Source organism: Paraburkholderia sp., from assembly GCF_035501035.1.
Lineage (GTDB): Bacteria > Pseudomonadota > Gammaproteobacteria > Burkholderiales > Burkholderiaceae > Paraburkholderia.
The window spans coordinates 1-17,733 of the sequence record NZ_DATJWR010000200.1; the positions used below are offsets into that span (position 1 = coordinate 1).

A 17,733-nucleotide genomic window follows, 5' to 3' on the forward strand; every position below is an offset into this window, starting at 1 on the left:
CGGCGAGATCCATAGTTCTCTCCTAGGGATTGATTTATTCATCATAATTCATTTTTTGTGAACGAAAACGCCGCCTAAGATGGTAACCACTGCCAATGCTGACGCCGCTCATCGCTCATGAACGACTACGTCCCCGACGCCGCTCTCGTTTCCGAACCACGCCCACATGCCGCGCGTCGCGCGGCGCTCGCCTGCATGGCGGTGCTGGCCGTGGCGCTGGGCGTGGGGCGCTTCGCCTTTACGCCGCTCTTGCCGCTGATGCTGCATGGTGGCGCGCTCGATCTGCGCCAGGGCGGCTGGCTGGCCTCGCTGAACTACGCGGGCTATTTCGTTGGCGCGATCAGTTGCGTCGCGCTGCGTTTCGCACCCGCGAGGATCGTGCGCGCGGGCCTCGTCGCCACCGTGCTCCTCACGCTCGCGATGGGACTCACGCGGCAGTTCTGGATCTGGGCGGCGGTGCGCTTCGCGGCGGGCGCGGTCAGCGCCTGGACTTTCGTGTTCGCCTCGCAATGGGGCCTGCGGCGGCTCGCGCGACTGGGCGCGAACGAGTGGGGCGGCGTGATCTATACCGGTCCTGGCTTCGGCATCATCGCGACGGGGCTCTGGGTCAGCGCCGCAGGTGGTCTTGGCGCGCGGGTGGGCTGGATCGGCTTCGGCCTGATCGGCGCGCTGCTCGCTGCGCTCGTGTGGGCGACGTTGGGCGAGGACATGCGCGCATTGGCGCCGCGCGCCGGCGCGGGCAAAAAGGCCAGCCCGGCGCGCGAAGATCACGAAGGCAGCCGCGCCGAAGCCTTCTGGCTCGTGCTGCTCTATGGCGTGCCCGGCTTCGGCTACATCATCACGGCGACCTTCCTGCCCGTGATCGCGCGCCATGCGCTGCCCGGCTCGGCGTGGCCCGACCTGTTCTGGCCGATGTTCGGCGCGGCGCTGATCGCCGGTGCGCTGCTCGCCGCGCGCCTGCCGCTGCACTGGGACAACCGCACGATGCTCGCGGGCTGCTACGTGGTGCAGGCCGTGGGCATCGCGCTTGGCATCGTCTGGCCGAACGCGGCGGGCTTCTCGTTCGGCAGCGTGCTGATCGGGCTGCCGTTCACGGCGATCACGCTCTTCGCCATGCGCGAGGCGCGCGTGCTGCGCGGCGAGCATGCCGCCGCGTTGATGGGGTATGCGACGGCCGCCTACGGCGTCGGACAGATCGCGGGGCCGCTCGTGGCCGCGCCGCTGGCGGCGTCGACGGGTTCGTTCTCGCCCTCGCTGTGGCTCGCGGCGGCCGCGCTCGTGGTCGGGGCCGCCGGGCTGGTCTGGCGTGTGCGGAGTGGGCGGGCGCACCCGCGCTAGCGTGCGCCGGGTCGCGCATGCTCATGGCGGCACTCATGCTCTTTAGCGTCACGCCTCGTTTTCGGCGAGGCCGCGCGCCGACTGCGATAGCGCACTAAAATGGACGCTTCGCGCCAGCCGCGAGCGTGCCCGCCGGGCCGCACGGCCAGCCTCGCGCGCCATTTCCCCCATGAGCGACTATCAGTTTTGCCCTCGCTGTGCCTCGCGTCTGACCGAGCGCACCGATCCCGCCCACGAGGGCGGCCGTGTGCGTCTGGTCTGCCAGGACCTCTCCTGCGGTTACGTCCACTGGAACAATCCACTGCCCGTCGTCGCGGCGATCGTCGAGTACGAGGGCCGCATTCTGCTCGCCCGCAACGCCGCCTGGCCCGAAGGCATGTTCGCGCTCATCACGGGCTTCCTCGAAAACGGCGAGACGCCGGAGGAGGGCATCGCGCGCGAAGTGTTCGAGGAGACCGCGCTGTGCGCCGAAAGCGTCGAACTCGTAGGCGTCTACGAATTCATTCGCAAGAACGAGCTCATCATCGCGTATCACGTGAAGGCCTCGGGCACGATCGCGCTCTCGCCGGAGTTGCTCGAATATCGCCTCGTCGAGCCCGCGAGGCTGCGGCCGTGGCGCGCGGGCACGGGCCCGGCGCTCGGCGAATGGATGCGCCGGCGCGGCTTGCCGTTCGAATTCGTCGAGCGTCCAGGCCAGTGAGCGCCGCACAACGATTGCCGTTTTTCCGCCACGCCTACCCAGGATCATCGCCGATGAACCGACCCGTCACCGTCGCCCGCTCCGACTATCGCCACTTCCTCACGATCGGCACTCGCTGGATGGACAACGATGTCTACGGCCACGTGAACAACGTCGTCTACTACAGCTACTTCGACACCGTGGTGAACGAGTATCTGATTCGCGAGGGCGCGCTCGACATCGCGCACGGCGCGACGATCGGGCTCGTCGTCGAGACGCAGTGCAACTACTTCGCGCCGCTCGCGTTTCCCGAGCGCGTCGAGGCGGGGCTGCGCGTCGCGCGTCTCGGTTCGTCGAGCGTGCGCTACGAGGTCGGCCTCTTTCGCGAAGGCGAAGCGACGCCGGCGGCGCAAGGCCATTTCGTGCACGTCTACGTCGATCGCGCGACGCGCCGGCCCGTGAGCGCGTTGCCCGAAGCGCTGCGCGCGGCACTCGAGCCGCTCGTCGCCGGTAGCGGCGCGGGTGTTGCCGTCGAAGCGAATGCGTCGCGCTCCTCCTGAGCGCCGCCACGCAAGACGCAACGGACGCAACGGACGCAACAGACGCAACAGACGCAAGCCACAGGACAACCAGGACGCCCGCGTGCAGGCTCTCGTCATCGACGCGCTCAACGGCATCAGCTACGGCCTGCTGCTCTTCATGCTGTGCGCCGGGCTCACGCTGATCTTCAGCATGCTCGGCGTGCTCAACTTCGCGCACGCGAGCTTCTACATGCTCGGCGCCTATCTCGGCGTGAGCTTCGCGCTGTGGCTCGGCTTCGGCTGGGCGCTCGTGCTCGCGCCGCTCGTGGCGGGCTTTGCGGGCGCGGTGTTCGAAGTGACGCTCTTGCGGCGCGTGCGGCCGGCCGGGCCGCTCAATGCGCTCCTGCTCACGTTCGGCGCGGCCTATGTGATCGGCGAGCTCGTGAAGCTCGTCTGGGGCTTGCAGCCGCTTTCCGCGCCGCTGCCCGCGCTGCTCGACGGCCCGCTCTTCACGGTGGGCGGCGCGGCGTTCTCGCGCTATCGCGCGTTCATGATGGCCGTGGCGGCGGCCATGCTTGGCCTGCTCCATGCGGTGTTGCGCATCTCGAAGACGGGCCTCGTCATACGCGCGGCGCTTACGCATGCGCACGCCGTCGAGGCGCTCGGCCACGACGTGCCGCGCGTGCAGACCATGGTCTTCGCGCTCGGCACCGCGCTCGCCGCGCTCGCGGGCGCGGTGGCCGCGCCGCTCTTCGTCGTCGAGCCGGCGATGGCCGAGTCCGTCGGCTCGATCGTGTTCGTGGTGGTGGTGATTGGCGGGCTCGGGTCGCTCGGCGGCGCGTTCGTCGCGTCGCTCGCGGTGGGGTTGCTGCAGACCTTCGCTGTCGCGAGCGACGTCACGTTCGGCGGCGTCGCCGCGCGTCTCGGCGCACACGTGTCACCTGCCTGGCAGGCGCTCACGCTTGCGCAGCTTGCGCCCTTGCTGCCCTACCTGCTGCTCGTCGCGACGCTCGCGCTGCGCCCGCGCGGCCTGTTGGGGCAGCGCGGCGACGACGATTGAACGCGCCCGCCTCACCATGAACATCGAAAAGCGCTCCGCAGGCGCCTCTTCCTCGACTCGTACGACCCTGCCTCCGCGTGGTCGTGCATGGCGCGCACTCGCGCCGTGGCTTGCGCTCATCGCGTGCTTCGCCGCGGCGCCCATCGTCGGCGCGTGGCTGTCGCCTTCGGGTGCGCCGCAAGGCTGGCTGCTGGCGTGCCTGGCTCAGGTGGCGACGATGATCGTCTTCGCGCTCTCCTATAACCTGCTGCTCGGCGAAACTGGGCTGCTCTCGTTTGGCCATGCCGCACCGGCGGGTCTCGGCGCGCTCGCCGCCGCGCATCTGTTCAATCGCTATGCGTTGCCGCTGCCGCTGCTGCCCATCGCGGGCGGCGTGGGCGGGGCGGCGTTCGGCGCATTGACGGCGCTGGTGGCCGCGCGCCGCGCGGGCACGGCCTTCGCGATGATCACGCTGGGACTTGGCGAACTGGTGGCCGCCGCCGCGTGGGCCTTGCCCGACTGGTTCGGCGGCGAAGCCGGCGTCGGCATCGATCGTGCGAGCGGACCCGCCATCGCGGGCTGGACCTTCGGCCCGGACCGGGAGGCGTACTGGGTGATCGCCGTGTGGTGCGTGCTGGCGAGCGCGGCGATCTTCGCGCTCTCGCGCACGCCATTCGCGCGTCTGGCGAACGCGGTGCGCGACAACCCCGTGCGAGCGGCGGCGCTCGGCGCAACGCCCGCGCGCGTGCGGGCGACGATGATCGTCTGGAGCTCGGCGTTCGCGGGCGTGGCGGGCACGCTCACGCTCATCAACGTGGAGCTCGCTGCCGCCGAGAGCGTCGGCATGATGCGCTCGGCTGCCGTGATGATCGCCACGGTGACGGGCGGCGCGGCCTCGTTCTTCGGTCCGGCGCTTGGCGCGATCGTGTGGGTGGTGTTCAGCGTGGGCGTCGCGAGCGCGACGCGCGCTTGGATGCTCTACGTGGGCCTCTTTTTCATCGTCGTGGTGCTGGGCGCGCCCGATGGCCTCGCAGGGTGTGCCGCGCGTCAGCGCGCGCGACTTGCGCGGCACGGCTGGCGGCGTTGCCGCGCGCCGTGGCTGGCCGCGACGAGCGCGACGGCCAGCGCGGCGTTCGCGCTCGTGCTGGCGGTGCAGTGGGCCTATGCCGTGCGTTTTCGCGCCGACGATCCCCGCGCGTGGTTCGCCACGCCGACGCCCGCAACCGCATCGGGGCTGGTGGCGCTCATCGTGGTGCTGGCGGGGCTCGCGTTCGTCGTGGGGCGCCGCGCCGCGAGGGCCGCACGCGCGCTCGACGCAGCCGGGGAGGTGCGATGACAGAAGCGCTGCGTCTCACCGGCATCGAGAAGCGCTTCGGCGACACGCGCATCCTGCGCGGCGTCGACCTGAGCGTGCGCACGGGCGAGCGCCATGCGCTGATCGGCCCGAACGGCGCGGGCAAGTCCACGCTCTTCAGCCTGATCGCGGGCGAACGCCGGCCGAGTGCGGGCCGCATCGACCTGAACGGCGCCGATACGACGCGTCTTGCGCCCGCCGCGCTGAGCCGGCGCGGTCTCGCGCGCAGCTTCCAGACAACGAGCGTGTTCGCGCGCCTGACCGTGCTCGAGAACTTGCGCTGCGCGGTGCTCGCTTCGCGCCATGGCGCGGCCGGATTCGCCGCGCGCTGGCTTGCCTCGCGGCGCGTCGAGGCGCGCGCGCAGGAAGTGCTCGAAGCGATTGGCCTCGCTGATGCCGCGCATCGCGAAGCCGGCGCGCTGGGCTACGCCGAGCAGCGCGCGCTCGATCTCGGCCTCGCGCTCGCGGGTGGCGCGCACACGCTGCTCCTCGACGAGCCGACCGCCGGCATGAACCGCGCCGAAGCCGCGCGCGCCATCGACCTGATCCGCGCCACCACGGCCGGCAAGACGCTGCTTTTGATCGAGCACGACATGGACGCCGTTTTCGGGCTCGCGGATCGCGTCTCCGTGCTCGTGCAGGGCCGCGTGATCGCCACCGGCACGCCCGAGGCGATTCGCGCCAACGCGGCCGTGCGCGAGGCGTACCTCGGAGGCTTCGCACCATGAGCGCGCTGCTCGAAGTCGAGAACCTGCGCGCTTGGTACGGGGCAAGCCAGGTGCTGCACGGCGTGGATCTGCGCGTGGAGGCGGGCGAGATCGTCGCGCTCGCGGGGCGCAACGGCTCGGGCCGCTCGACCTTCGCGAAGGCGCTGATGTCGATGGTGCATGCGGATGGCGTGCGGCGCTTTGCGGGCCGCAGTTTCGCGGGGCTGCGCACCTTCGAGATCGCACGGCTCGGGCTCGGCTACGTGGCGGAGCAGCGCGACGTGTTCCCGACGCTCACCGTCGACGAAAACCTGAGGCTCGGCCTCGGTCCGCGCACCGGCCGCTTCACGATCGACGACGCGTATGCCTTGTTCCCGGTTCTCGCCGGGCGGCGCGCCGCGCGCGCGGGCGTGCTCTCGGGCGGCGAACAGCAGATGCTTGCGCTCGCCCGCGCGCTCGTGGGCGGCCCGGACCTGCTGATCGTCGACGAGCCCACCGAAGGGCTGGCCGCCCAGATGGCCGCTCGCGTGGGCGAGTGCCTCGCCGCGCTGCGCGCGCGCGGAGTGGCGGTACTGCTGATCGAGCAGCGCCTCGCGCTCGCGCCCACGCTCGCGGATCGCGTGGCGGTCATGGGGCATGGCCGCGTCGTGTTCGAAGGCGATCCGCAGGCGCTCGCGCTACGCGACGAGGTGGTGCGCGAGTGGCTTGGGGTTGGCTGAAGAATCTGGGCGAGGGCTAAGCGGCTGGTGGCGAAGTGCGGCCTTGCGAAGTGCGGCCTTGCAGAGTGCGGCCTTGCAGAGTGCGGCCGGCAAAGCGCGGCATACAAAGTCAGGCATACAAAACCCGGCACATGCAGAGCCCGGCTCAGCGCGCCACCCCCACACGTTCCAGCGCCGTCATCGGCCCGAGGCGCGCAAGTGTCTGCAACTGTGCGGCGTCGCGCACGAAGAACGAGCCAGCGAAGCCGAGCGCATTCACCGGGATGCCCTCCACGCGCTCCGCCGAGCGCGGCACGACCAGCATCCAGCGGCGCGTGACGAGCAGGTTGTACGGCGCGCCCTGCTGCGTCACACCGCCCACATCGATGGACGGCACATCCACCGCATCGAGCAGCGCGCGATAACAGTCGAGCGCCATGCGCGCGGCGTCGCTCGACGTGCCTGAGCCCGGGCCGAGATCGAGACGCGCGAACGCATGACGGAACCTGAGCCCCGGTACGATCGAGATCGGACGTGCGCCATGCACCGCCTGCGCGCGACCGAGCAGCGCTTCGATGGGTGGCTCGATGTGCGACTCGACAGGCGGCTCGATGTGCGACTCGACGAATGCCTCGCAGTGCGCCGGGCTCCTCGCCTCGCTCGCTTCATCGCTCGCCATGGCTGGCGCGTCGCTGACCAGTGGCAGCGGGACGATCTGCAGATGCTTGTGCGGCTGGCTTGCCCCCGCAACCTGTCCGCCGTTATAGAACGCGAGGCCGTCGATCGCGCGCATCGCGTCGACGAGCGCAGTGAAGTCCGCGACGTCGAGCAGCGCTTCCTGCGGCTCGTAGCGGCGCGTCACGATCAGCAGGTGATGATCGATCACGTTGAACTTGTTGAGCAGCGCAACGTGCGTGGGCGAGAGATCGGCGACGAAAAGATCGGGCTCGTAGGGCAGAAACGGATCGCGTGGCGTCTGCGGGCTCAGGCCCGCAGCCTCCTTGCGCGCGAGATTGGCGGCCACGCGCACGGCAAAGCGCACGCCGCCGTCATCGATCCACGTATGCGTCGTCTCGATCGGATGGAGCGCGCCGCACGCGAGCGCGTGCGCCGTCTGCCGCTCGATGGCCGCCCGCAGCGGGACCATGGGTGCTCAGGCCTTGTAGCCGATCGCACGCAGCAGGTCCTTGCGCCAGCGCACGTCGTCCTCCACCTCGACGCCGAGCGGCGCAAAGCCGTCCACCACGCCGACGATGCCGCGCCCTTGATCCGTCTCCGCGATCAGCACCTGGGTCGGGTTCGCGGTGGCGCAGAAGATGCGGCAAACCTCGGGCACGGCCTTGATCGTGTTGAGCACGTTGATCGGGAAAAAGCCGTCGCCGAGCACGACGATGAAGCAGTGACCTGCGGCAATGCGCAGCGCGTTCAGCGTGGCCATCTCGATGAGCGCGTCCTGGGTGCCCGAGCGGCGCACGAGCCGTTTGCCCGACGCCTCGCAGAACGCGAGGCCGAACTGGATGCCCGGCACCGTGCCGACGATGGCCTCGTGCAGATCCTCGACGGATTTGATGAAGTGGGTCTGGCCGAGGATGAAATTGGTGGCTTCGGGCTTCTGGATCTCTACCGTGGACAGTTGCATGGCGGACCTCGTGTGCGGGCGTCTCGAAGGTGGCCGCTGACGCAGGGCTGGGGGCGGGGCGGCGGCCAACATCAAGCCTAGTACGAAGTCGCGGTGAGGCAAAGCGTGTGCGGGCGCACAACGGAAAACGGCCGGAGCCCCGCAGGGCGTCCGGCCGTCTAGCCGTTCACAAAGTCAGGCGCCGCGCTCAGGCCGCCTTCTTTGCGCGCTTGACCTCGATGTTGGGCAGCAACACGGTAAGAATGCCGATGAGCGGCAGGAACGAGCAGACCTTGTAGACGAAGCTGATGCTGGTCGCGTCGGCAAGCTGGCCGAGCACGGCCGCGCCGATGCCGCCCAGGCCGAACGCGAAGCCGAAGAAGAGGCCCGCGACCATGCCCACCTTGCCCGGAATCAGCTCCTGCGCGTAGACGAGGATGGCCGAGAACGCCGAGGCCAGCACCACGCCGATGATCACCGTGAGCACGCCGGTCCAGAACAGGTTGGCGTAGGGCAGGAGCAGCGTGAACGGCGCGACGCCCAGAATCGAACCCCAGATCACGTACTTGCGGCCGATGCGGTCGCCCACCGGCCCGCCGATGATCGTGCCTGCCGCGACGGCCGCGAGGAACACGAACAGATGCACCTGCGCGGCCTGCACGGACAGGTGGAAGCGGTCGATCAGATAGAACGTGAAATAGCTGTTGATGCTCGCGAGGTAGAAGTACTTCGAGAACACGAGCAGCACGAGAACGCCCATGGCGGCGGCCACGCGGCGGCGCGGGAGCGCGACGTGCGGCGCCTCGGCGCGCTTTTTCTTCATGGTCGGATGGGCCTTGTACCAGCGGCCGATCTGCGTGAGCACGACCATGCCGACGAGCGCGGCTGCCGAAAACCACGAGATGCTGCGCTGGCCGTGCGGAATGACGACAGCCGCGGCGAGCAGCGGCCCGAGCGACGAGCCCGCGTTGCCGCCCACCTGGAAGAGCGACTGCGCAAGGCCGTGGCGGCCGCCCGAAGCCATGCGCGCCACGCGCGAGGACTCCGGATGGAACACGGAGGAGCCGCAGCCCACCAGCGCCGCCGCCACGAGCAGCACGCCGAAGCTGGGTGCGACCGACATCAGCAGCAGGCCGCACAGCGTGAAGCCCATGCCGACGGGCAACGAGTACGGCAGCGGCCGCTTGTCGGTGTAGACACCCACTAGCGGCTGCAGCATCGACGCCGTGATCTGGTAGGTGAGCGTGATGAGGCCGATCTGCGTGAACGACAGCGAGAAGTTGTCCTTGAGCATCGGGTAGATGGCCAGGATCAGCGACTGGATCATGTCGTTGAGCAGGTGCGAGAAGCTGATCGCGCCGAGCACCGAGTACACGGTGCGTTGCACGGTGCCCGAAGGGGCGGGCGCAGCGGCGGCCGGCAGGCCGCGCTTGTCGAGGCTGGTTTCCATGTTGTCTATACGCAGGAGAGCATCATGCGGGCGCTGCGTCCGATTGAAGCGGCAGACACGGCGACGGCCTGAAATGGACATGTATAAGAGTTATGAGCGCAGTGTAATGTGTCTTGCTCGAGTCGTACGGACAAGTTTTGTCGAGATCCGGACACGAATTGAAGTCACTCGCCGTGCGGCGTGGTGTCGCAAGGGGCTGGAGCCAATGCTCGAAATTGGTCGGGGATTTTTGGCGCCTCATTTTGGCCGTGTATAACCCGCGAGACGCGCGCCCACGAGGCGCGCAGATACGGGGCCGGACTATGAGCCACACCCGAGCGCGGCGTTAAAGATTGCGCGATGGTGTGCCGTAGACCGGAGTTGAGACGGAACGCAAATCAGGAACGATGGCGCGACGTCGAACAACAAGCAGAGCGATGCATGAGGTCGCGGTGAGCGCTGAAACGCCAACTGCGATCGACAGCTGCGCATGGGATGGGACGAGGCATCAAGGCGCCGGCTCCCATCGACAGCTTTGCATGGGATGGGACTAAGCGCTAAGTCCCATCGACAGGAGATCGACAAAGATGAGAGCAGTATCGCAAGGCGGCCGGCACGCGAGCTTCGTGCCGCAGGACCCGGTAAGAGGCGCGGCTGGTGCGCAGGGGGGCAACGTGGGGCGTCGGGGTACGACGACGGGCAGCTCGCGGCTTTCCGTGAAAGCGACGCTGCGTCTCGCCTTCGCACTCGTACTGATCGGCACGCTCGCGATCGGCGCCGTCTCGCTCGCGCAGATCAGCCGGCTCAACGGCTCCACGCAATCGATCTACGAACAGGGCTACGTGGCGAGCCGCGCCGCCGAGGAAGCGCGCGGCCACGTGCTGCGCGCAAGCCGCGCGCAAAAGATGCTGCTCACCGCGACCACGGCGCGCGAGCGCGACGAGCTTGGCGAGGACGTCGACAAGGATCTCGCCGCGCTCGCGCGCGAGATGGGGGAGTTGCAGGACTACGCGCAGCAGCAGGGCGGCGACGCGCTCGCGCTGCAAAAGAAGCTGGCGGACGCGACCACGGCGTGGAGCGGTCATCTGCGAGACTTCGTGACGCTCGTGAAGCAGCAGCCGCTCGATCTCTCGCAGATGAGCTGGCAGGTTGGCACCCAGGACGTGTCGCTGCTCGTCGAGACGGGCAAGCTCGAGACGCTCGTCGACGACCTCGTCACGCAGCGCGGCGTGGCCGCCAAGGCGACGATCGAGAAGGCCGGGTTCATCTTCAAGTCCTCGTTCGTGATGATGGCGGTCGCGACCGTGGCGATGTTCGTGCTCGCGTTCTTCGTGAGCGAGTGGGTCGTGCGCCGCATCGCGCGGCAGCTCGGCGGCGAGCCCGCGCATGCGAAGGCCATCGCGGCGCGCATCGCGGCCGGCGATCTCGCGCAGCCCGTGGCCGTGCACGCTCGCGACGCGTCGAGCATGCTCGGCGCGCTGCGCGACATGCAAAACGGCCTCTCGACGACGGTGGCGGAGATCGCCGCGAGCGCCGAGGCGATCGCCGCCGCGTCGGGCGAAATCTCGACGGGCAATCTCGATCTTTCGCGGCGCACCGAGGAGCAGGCCGTCGCGCTCGAGCGCACCGCGAGCAGCATGGAACAGCTCACGTCCACGGTGCGCCTGAACGCCGAAAACGCGGAACAGGCCAGCACGCTCGCGGGCAACGCCTCGGAAATCGCGGAGAAGGGCGGCTCGGTGGTGGGGCGCGTGGTGGCGACGATGCACGAGATCAACGACAGCGCGAAGAGCATCGCGGACATCATCGGCGTGATCGAGGGCATTGCGTTCCAGACCAACATTCTCGCGCTCAACGCCGCCGTCGAAGCGGCGCGTGCCGGTGAGGAAGGGCGCGGCTTCTCGGTGGTCGCGGGCGAAGTGCGCAATCTCGCACAGCGCAGCGCCGCGGCGGCCAAGGAGATCAAGACGCTCATTAGCGCCTCGGTCGAACGCGTGGCCAACGGCTCGTCGCTCGCGCAGAATGCGGGCGCGACGATGGACGAGGTCGTGAAAGCCGTGAAGCGCGTGAACGACATCATCGGCGAGATTTCGGCGGCCTCGCGCGAGCAGCGCGCGGGCATCGAGGAGATCGGCCGCGCGGTCACGCAAATGGACGCGGGCACGCAGCAGAACGCGGCGCTCGTGGAAGAGGCCACGGCCGCGGCGCAGTCGCTCGACGATCAGGCGAAGGTGCTCAAGCGCCTCGTCGGGAAGTTCCAGCTCGCCTGATTCCCGCTTCCCGCTGTTGCCGATAACGAAAAACGCCGCGTTTTCCACGCGGCGTTTTTTCATGGACGCATCACTTCGCGTCGCGCTCGATGATCCACTCGTGCGCGGGATCGTTGTGAAAGTGCCATTCGCGCGTCGGTCCCGCCATCACGTTCAGATAGTACGAGTCGTAGCCATACGGCACGACCACCGGATGATAGCCGCGCGGCACCATCACCACGTCGTGATCTTCCACGGCCATCGTTTCGTCGAGGTCGCGCGCGTCGGTGTAGACGCGCTGGAACGCGAAGCCCTGCTGCGGATTGAGCCGGTGATAGTAAGTCTCTTCGAGCGCGCTTTCCTGCGGCAGCCGGTCGGCATCATGCTTGTGCGGCGGATAGCTCGACGAATGCCCCGAGGGCGTGCGCACTTCGACCACGAGCAGCGACTCCGCGGGTTCGCTTTGCGGCAGGATATCGCACACGTAGCGCGTATTCGCGTTCTTGCCGCGCGTGGAGCGCTTCATCTGCGCGGGCTCGATGAGCCGCACGGGCAGCGTGCCTTTCGCGGGCGCGCTCGCCACGCCCACTTCGGCTTCGCGCGTCGCGCGCACCGTGGCCTTCACGCCTGGCGGCACATAGAGCGCGTAGGGCGCGGCGTCCTCGAACACGCTGTCACGCGAGCCGAGGCTCGAAAAGCGCTCGCTGCCGGCTTCGATATCCACCGCACCCGAGAGCACGACGATGCAGCTTTCGCGATCGGGTGCGAACACATACACGATCTCATCTGTCGCGAGACGGTACGCGGCGAAGCCGACATAACGCCAGCCCGCCGTGGCGGGCGTGACGCGCGCGATCGTCTGGCCTTCGCGCGCGGCCTTGACCAGCAGGCTCATGCTGCCTCCTTTGATTGGGTGTCCGTTGCATCGACGAGCGTGCGCAGCGTGCGATAGCCCTTTTGCGCATACGCGTACGACGGTGCGATCACGGGGTCCTGCTCGGCTTCGACGACGAGCCAGCCGCGGTAGCCATGGCGCTTCAGGCGCGCGATGATCGCGGGGAAATCCACGGCGCCGTCGCCGGGCACGGTGAACGCGCCGGCCAGCACGGCGTCGAGAAAGCTCCAGTTGCGGTTGCGCGCGAGCTTCATCACGGCGGGGCGCACGTCCTTGCAATGCACGTGGCACACGCGCGCGATGTGCTTGTCGAGCTCGGTAACCGGGTCGCCGCCCGCGAACGTGATATGGCCCGCGTCGAACAGCAGGCCCACGGCGTCGCTCGTGCGCGCCATGAGCTTGTCGACGTCGGCGGGCGTTTCGACGTACGCGCCCATGTGATGGTGATACGCAAGCCGCACGCCGCGCGAGAGCGTATGGCGCGCGAAGGCGTCCACGCGTGCGGCGTAGTCGTCCCATTGCTTCTCGCTGAAAAAGCGCGGCCGCTGATAGAGCGGGCGCGGCGCGCCCTGGATCGAGTCGGCGACTTCGCCGTACACCATCACCTTCGCATCGTTCTGCGCGAGCAACTCCAGATGCTTGTCGACGGCCGCGATTTCCTCTTCGACGCTGCGCCGCGCGAGCATGCCCGAGTACCAGCCGGAGACGAGCGAGAGATCGTATTGCGCGAGGAGCGCCTTGAGCGCCTGAGGTTCGCGCGGAAACTTGTTGCCGAGTTCGAAGCCCTCATAGCCGATCTCGCGGCCTTCGCTCAACGCCACGGAAAGCGGCGTTTCGCCGCCGAGCGAGGGCAGGTCGTCGTTCATCCACGACAGCGGGTTGATGCCGATGCGTACTTCAAATGCGCTCATGTGCGCTCCTCGATGGCTTTGTCGTCCTGCTTGTCGTGCTTGTCATGCGTTATCGGCTTCATCGACGCTGGCGGGTGGGCCATCGGGCGCCTGAGCGCGGCCCCCGCGTGCGGCCAGATGCTGGTCGTAGCTTTCGCGAGCCTCGCGCACGGCGGCGCGCGTGGACACCTCGGGCACCGCCACTTCCCACCACCAGCCGCCTTCTTCGGTCGTGCGTGCCGGGTCGGTGTCGATGCAGACGAGATAGGTGCGCGACGAAGCGCGCGCGCGTTGCAGCGCGGCCTCGAGTTCCGCGACGTTCGCCACGTGCTCGGCCTGTGCGCCAAGCGAGCGCGCATGCGCGGCGAAATCGATGCGCGGCGCGCCGAGCGGCCCCTGCGCGCAATCGCCGAACAGGTTGTTGAACGGCGCGCCGCCGCAGGCCTGCTGCAGGCGGTTGATGCAGCCGTAGCCGCGGTTGTCGAGCACGACGATGATGAGCTTCGCGCCGAGCATGACCGAGGTGGCGATCTCGCTGTTCATCATCAGATAGCTGCCGTCGCCCACCATCACGATCACTTCGCGATCGGGCCTCGCGAGCTTGGCGCCAAGGCCGCCCGCGATCTCGTAACCCATGCACGAATAGCCGTACTCGACGTGATACGCGCCGGGCTGCCCCGCGCGCCAGAGTTTGTGCAGCTCGGCGGGCAGCGTGCCGGCTGCGCACACGACGATATCTTCGGTGTGCGAACGGTTGGACGAGCGTTGCACGGCGCCGATCACGTCGGCGTCGTAGGGCAGGTGGTTGCGTTCCTGCGACGCACCCGTGAGGCGATCGACGCTCGCGCGCCACTCGCCGGCGAGCTGCAGGGCGCGGGCGGTCCAGTTCGGGTCGGCGCGCCAGTTGATGAGTTCGTCGTTGAGCGCGGCGAGCGCCTGGCGCGCGTCGGCCTGCACGGCGAGGCCGTTGTGCTTGAGCGCGTCGAAGCCGTTGGCGTTCAAGCCGACCACGTGCGCGTTGACGAAGAGCGAGTTCGAGCCGGTCGTGAAGTCCTGCAGGCGCGTGCCGACGGCGAGCACGCAGTCGGCGTCGCGTGCAAGCTCGTTGGCCGCGGGCGAGCCCGTCACGCCGATCGCGCCCACGTTGAGCGGGTCGTCCCAGGCGAGCGCGCCTTTGCCGGCCTGCGTTTCGGCGACGGGAATGCCGCGCGAGGCCGCGAGCGTCTGCAGGGCTTGCGAGGCGCGCGAATAGAGCACGCCGCCGCCGGCCACGATGAGCGGGCGCTTCGCGCGATGCAGTTGCGTGATCGCCGCGTCGATCTCGGCCTGGATCGGCGCGGGTGCGTGAAACGTCACGAGGCGCGGCGTGAAGAAGCTCGCCGGGTAGTCCCAGGCCATGGCCTGTACATCCTGCGGCAACGCGAGCGTGACCGGGCCGCACAGCGCCGCGTCGGTGAGCACGCGCAGCGCGCGCGGCAGCGCGGTGAGCAGTTGCGCGGGATGCACGATGCGGTCGAAGTAGCGCGATACCGGCTTGAGCGCGTCGTTGGCCGAAAGGCCGCCGTCGTGCAGATCTTCGATCTGTTGCAGCACCGGGTCGGGCTCGCGCGAGACGAAGATGTCGCCGGGCAGCAGCAGCAAGGGCAGCCGGTTCACGTGCGCGAGCGCGGCGGCCGTGACGAGATTCGTCGCGCCTGGGCCGATGGAAGTCGTCACCGCCATCATGCGGCGGCGAAAATGCGCCTTGGCATAAGCGATCGCGCTGTGCGCCATGGCCTGCTCGTTGTGCGCGCGCAGCGTGGGCAGCTCGTGACGATACTGATAGAGCGCCTCGCCGATGCCGGCCACGTTGCCGTGACCGAAGATCGCGAACACGCCGCCGAAGAGCGGCTCGGTGCGGCCCGAGCCGTCTTCGCTCGCCACGCGCTGCGCGGCGAGAAAGCGTACGAGCGCCTGCGCCGCCGTCAGGCGCACGGTGCTCGCGTGCGCGCCCGGCACCGCGTTTTGTTGGCTTTCCTGCGAAGCGTTGGCGATGGGAGCGATGCGTTGGTTCATGCCGCTTTCTCCTCGTGCTTGTCGCGGGGCGTGTGCACATCGTGAGTATCGTCTGCTTCGGCGCGCGCGGCGCGCCACGCGCCGATCAGCGTTTCGAATGCGCGGCGCGCGCGGGCGATCACTTCTTCGTCGCCGATCTCGCCGGCGAGCCACGCGAGGCTCGGTTCGTAGAAGATCGAGCGGCCCACCGTGAAGCCGCGGCAGGTGCGCGAGCCGGCCGCCGCGCGGAAACTTTCCGCAAGCTGCTCGATGGGCGCGGAGAGCCCGAGCAGCACGACGCCTCGGCAATACGGATCGCGCTCGGCAATCAGCGCGTCGATGTCGCGCCATTGCGCCGCGTCCATCGGTTCGAGCTTCCACCACTCGGGATAGATGCCGATGTTGTAGAGCCGTTTGAGCGCGCGATAGACCGTGTCGGGCGCGTTCGGCGCGCCATTGCGCTTTGGCGGGATCACTTCGAGCAGCAACTCGTGGCCGCTAGCCTGGGTGGCGTCATAGAGCGCGCGCAGTTGCGCTTCCTGTTCGAGACGCAGCTCGACGGGCTCGTCGGGGTGGAACTGCACGAGGCATTTCACCGTTTGCTCGATGGGCCAGGAGGCGAGGGTCGTGCCGATCGAGCGGCCGTGATCGAACACGAGCGGAACGGACCCCGGCAGCTCGACTGGGCGGCCGATCCACCAGCCGCGTCCGCTCGCGGCGTTCAGTGCATCCTGACCGTAGCGGTCATCGATCAGGACACCGATGCGTCCTTGCAGGCCCAGCGTGCGCTCGGTCTGCGCGACGGCTTCGACGAAGAGATTCTTCAGGTGCGAGATGCGCGCTTCGTCTGCGCCGCTCTGCTGCGCGAGGTCGAAGAACTGGTTGCGATGATCGAACGCGAAGCCCAGCACTTCGTCGCGCGGCGTGCGCGCGGGCGTCACGCGATGCAGGCGCGCGAGCATCGCGTCGCGATCGGGGCGGCGCATGCGTAGCGGGTCGGCGGCGGCTTCGCGCAGGAAGTAATCGAGCTCGGCGGGCGTGGGCATGGCGGGCGCGCAGCCGTGCCGCGACACGACGAGCGCGCCGCATGCGTTGGCCGCGCGCGCGCAGTCCTCGAGCGGCGCATCGCGCAGCCAGCCCGAGAGGAAGCCCGAGGCGAAAGCGTCGCCCGCGCCGAGCACGTTGAGCACCTCGACCTCCACGCCGCGCTGTAGCGGCAGATCACCGAGCGAGGCGGGCACCGCGCCTTCCACGATCTGGCAGCCTAGCGGGCCGCGCTTGACGAGCAACGTCGCGCCGGTGACCTCGCGCACGCATTTGAGTGCATCGATGAGCGCTTCCTTGCCGCCCGCAATGCGGAACTCTTCCTCCGTGCCGATCACGAGATCGAAGCGCGGCAGGATGCGCTGCAGGTGCGCGCTTACGCCCTCGCTCGCCACGAAGCGCGTCTCGCCGTCCGCCTTGCCCGTGAGGCCCCAGAGCACGGGCCGATAGTCGATATCGAGCACGGTACGCACGTTGTTGCGGCGCGCGTAGTCGAGCGCGGCGAGGCTCGTGCGGTTCACCTGCTCGGTGGAGAAATGGGTGCCCGTGATGAGCAGCGCCTTCGAGGAAGCGATGAAGGCCTCGTCGAAATCATGTGCGTCGACGGCCATGTCGGCGCAGTTCTCGCGGTAGAAGATGAGCGGGAACGTGTCGCGGTCCTTGATGCCCAGCAGCACGAGGGCCGTGAGGCGTTCGTGGTCCACGCGCACGTGGCTCGTGTCGCAGCCTTCCTTCGCGAGCGTTTCGACGAGAAAGCGCCCCATGTGGTCGTCGCCGACGCGTGTGAGCATCGCAGACTTCAGGCCGAGCCGCGCGCAGCCGAAGGCGATGTTCGCCGACGAGCCGCCCAGGTACTTCGCGAACGTGGAGACGTCTTCGAGCCGCGCGCCCACTTGCTGCGCATAGAGATCGACGCCAAGGCGGCCAAGGCAGACGATATCGCGACTGCGCCCGGATGCGAAGCGGCTCGGGGTGGAAGGGGTGAGGGCCATGTGCATTCCTGGTGAGTTCGTGCGGTGCCTGATGGCTTGGGGGGGGCTTGGGTGGCTCAGATGGTCGCGCCGTCGAGTTCGGCGATCATCTTCTGCATTTCCGCACCGCCCGCCATCATGTCGAGCACTTCGTTCTTGCTGATCGTGTCCTTCGTGAACGTGCCGAGCGAGCGGCCGCGATTGAGCAGCGTGAACGAGTCGCCAATGGGGTAGGCGTGATGCACGTTGTGGGTGATGAAGATCACC

Annotated in this window: 15 protein-coding genes and 1 pseudogene; 8 read left to right on the forward strand and 8 right to left on the reverse strand. The window is 68.6% G+C overall.

What is annotated here, in order from left to right; genetic code table 11:
- Positions 1-117: 117 nt before the first annotated feature.
- The 7 genes from VMJ11_RS14145 (at position 118) to VMJ11_RS14175 (ending at position 6,357) form a co-directional block, all read left to right on the forward strand.
- Complete coding sequence (locus VMJ11_RS14145; RefSeq protein ID WP_325620018.1) at positions 118-1,338, forward strand: YbfB/YjiJ family MFS transporter; 1,221 nt, start codon at positions 118-120, stop codon at positions 1,336-1,338.
- Between the two features lie 169 nt (positions 1,339-1,507).
- Positions 1,508-2,038 (forward strand): NUDIX domain-containing protein, encoded by a 531-nt coding sequence (locus VMJ11_RS14150; RefSeq protein WP_325620019.1) that lies wholly within the window; start codon positions 1,508-1,510, stop codon positions 2,036-2,038.
- Positions 2,039-2,091: 53 nt separating this feature from the next.
- Positions 2,092-2,577, forward strand: a complete 486-nt coding sequence (locus VMJ11_RS14155) for a thioesterase family protein (protein WP_325620020.1) — start codon at positions 2,092-2,094, stop codon at positions 2,575-2,577.
- A gap of 82 nt (positions 2,578-2,659) precedes the next feature.
- On the forward strand, positions 2,660-3,598 hold the full coding sequence (locus tag VMJ11_RS14160; RefSeq protein WP_325620021.1) for a branched-chain amino acid ABC transporter permease: 939 nt from the start codon (positions 2,660-2,662) through the stop codon (positions 3,596-3,598).
- A 16-nt stretch (positions 3,599-3,614) separates the two neighbouring features.
- Positions 3,615-4,913, forward strand: coding sequence for a branched-chain amino acid ABC transporter permease (locus VMJ11_RS14165; RefSeq protein ID WP_325620022.1), 1,299 nt, complete (start codon positions 3,615-3,617; stop codon positions 4,911-4,913).
- On the forward strand, positions 4,910-5,659 hold the full coding sequence (locus VMJ11_RS14170) for an ABC transporter ATP-binding protein (protein WP_325620023.1): 750 nt from the start codon (positions 4,910-4,912) through the stop codon (positions 5,657-5,659). Before VMJ11_RS14165 ends, VMJ11_RS14170 begins: the two co-directional genes overlap by 4 nt.
- Positions 5,656-6,357: an ABC transporter ATP-binding protein gene (locus VMJ11_RS14175; protein WP_325620024.1), complete on the forward strand. Its 702-nt coding sequence runs from the start codon at positions 5,656-5,658 to the stop codon at positions 6,355-6,357. Before VMJ11_RS14170 ends, VMJ11_RS14175 begins: the two co-directional genes overlap by 4 nt.
- A 145-nt stretch (positions 6,358-6,502) precedes the next feature.
- Here VMJ11_RS14175 and VMJ11_RS14180 read toward each other — a convergent pair whose 3' ends face one another.
- The 3 genes from VMJ11_RS14180 to VMJ11_RS14190 form a co-directional block, all read right to left on the reverse strand.
- A complete protein-coding gene (locus VMJ11_RS14180) occupies positions 6,503-7,483 on the reverse strand; it encodes an ATP adenylyltransferase family protein (RefSeq protein ID WP_325620025.1) in 981 nt (326 codons plus the stop codon).
- Positions 7,484-7,489: 6 nt separating this feature from the next.
- Positions 7,490-7,975 (reverse strand): adenosine-specific kinase, encoded by a 486-nt coding sequence (locus VMJ11_RS14185; RefSeq protein ID WP_325620026.1) that lies wholly within the window; start codon positions 7,973-7,975, stop codon positions 7,490-7,492.
- A 187-nt stretch (positions 7,976-8,162) separates the two neighbouring features.
- Entirely contained in the window at positions 8,163-9,404 is a 1,242-nt protein-coding gene (locus VMJ11_RS14190) for an MFS transporter (RefSeq protein ID WP_325620027.1), read from the reverse strand.
- A gap of 566 nt (positions 9,405-9,970) precedes the next feature.
- Here VMJ11_RS14190 and VMJ11_RS14195 point away from each other — a divergent pair.
- On the forward strand, positions 9,971-11,653 hold the full coding sequence (locus VMJ11_RS14195) for a methyl-accepting chemotaxis protein (protein WP_325620028.1): 1,683 nt from the start codon (positions 9,971-9,973) through the stop codon (positions 11,651-11,653).
- Positions 11,654-11,723: 70 nt separating this feature from the next.
- On the opposite strand, the gene iolB is transcribed toward VMJ11_RS14195, so the two are convergent.
- The 5 genes and pseudogenes from iolB to VMJ11_RS14220 form a co-directional block, all read right to left on the reverse strand.
- Positions 11,724-12,527: a 5-deoxy-glucuronate isomerase gene (gene iolB, locus VMJ11_RS14200; protein ID WP_325620029.1), complete on the reverse strand. Its 804-nt coding sequence runs from the start codon at positions 12,525-12,527 to the stop codon at positions 11,724-11,726.
- The gene (gene iolE / locus VMJ11_RS14205) at positions 12,524-13,438 is read right to left on the reverse strand and encodes a myo-inosose-2 dehydratase (RefSeq protein ID WP_325620030.1); all 915 of its coding nucleotides are present in this window, start codon (positions 13,436-13,438) and stop codon (positions 12,524-12,526) included. Before iolE ends, iolB begins: the two co-directional genes overlap by 4 nt.
- A 42-nt stretch (positions 13,439-13,480) precedes the next feature.
- Positions 13,481-15,472 (reverse strand): 3D-(3,5/4)-trihydroxycyclohexane-1,2-dione acylhydrolase (decyclizing), encoded by a 1,992-nt coding sequence (gene iolD / locus VMJ11_RS14210; RefSeq protein ID WP_325620031.1) that lies wholly within the window; start codon positions 15,470-15,472, stop codon positions 13,481-13,483.
- Positions 15,469-17,487, reverse strand: coding sequence for a bifunctional 5-dehydro-2-deoxygluconokinase/5-dehydro-2-deoxyphosphogluconate aldolase (locus VMJ11_RS14215; protein ID WP_325620032.1), 2,019 nt, complete (start codon positions 17,485-17,487; stop codon positions 15,469-15,471). The genes iolD and VMJ11_RS14215 overlap by 4 nt, the downstream gene beginning before the upstream one ends.
- A gap of 56 nt (positions 17,488-17,543) precedes the next feature.
- Positions 17,544-17,733 (reverse strand): annotated as a pseudogene (locus tag VMJ11_RS14220) (sugar ABC transporter ATP-binding protein); the annotation flags it as partial.

Bases quoted from the DNA above. Each gene is read 5' to 3' on its own strand.
- VMJ11_RS14145 (WP_325620018.1), top strand. From the start codon at position 118: ATGAACGACTACGTCCCCGACGCCGCTCTCGTTTCCGAACCACGCCCA.
- VMJ11_RS14150 (WP_325620019.1), top strand. From the start codon at position 1,508: ATGAGCGACTATCAGTTTTGCCCTCGCTGTGCCTCGCGTCTGACCGAG.
- VMJ11_RS14155 (WP_325620020.1), top strand. From the start codon at position 2,092: ATGAACCGACCCGTCACCGTCGCCCGCTCCGACTATCGCCACTTCCTC.
- VMJ11_RS14165 (WP_325620022.1), top strand. From the start codon at position 3,615: ATGAACATCGAAAAGCGCTCCGCAGGCGCCTCTTCCTCGACTCGTACG.
- VMJ11_RS14170 (WP_325620023.1), top strand. From the start codon at position 4,910: ATGACAGAAGCGCTGCGTCTCACCGGCATCGAGAAGCGCTTCGGCGAC.
- VMJ11_RS14175 (WP_325620024.1), top strand. From the start codon at position 5,656: ATGAGCGCGCTGCTCGAAGTCGAGAACCTGCGCGCTTGGTACGGGGCA.
- VMJ11_RS14180 (WP_325620025.1), bottom strand. From the start codon at position 7,483: ATGGTCCCGCTGCGGGCGGCCATCGAGCGGCAGACGGCGCACGCGCTC.
- VMJ11_RS14185 (WP_325620026.1), bottom strand. From the start codon at position 7,975: ATGCAACTGTCCACGGTAGAGATCCAGAAGCCCGAAGCCACCAATTTC.
- VMJ11_RS14190 (WP_325620027.1), bottom strand. From the start codon at position 9,404: ATGGAAACCAGCCTCGACAAGCGCGGCCTGCCGGCCGCCGCTGCGCCC.
- VMJ11_RS14195 (WP_325620028.1), top strand. From the start codon at position 9,971: ATGAGAGCAGTATCGCAAGGCGGCCGGCACGCGAGCTTCGTGCCGCAG.
- iolB (WP_325620029.1), bottom strand. From the start codon at position 12,527: ATGAGCCTGCTGGTCAAGGCCGCGCGCGAAGGCCAGACGATCGCGCGC.
- iolE (WP_325620030.1), bottom strand. From the start codon at position 13,438: ATGAGCGCATTTGAAGTACGCATCGGCATCAACCCGCTGTCGTGGATG.
- iolD (WP_325620031.1), bottom strand. From the start codon at position 15,472: ATGAACCAACGCATCGCTCCCATCGCCAACGCTTCGCAGGAAAGCCAA.
- VMJ11_RS14215 (WP_325620032.1), bottom strand. From the start codon at position 17,487: ATGGCCCTCACCCCTTCCACCCCGAGCCGCTTCGCATCCGGGCGCAGT.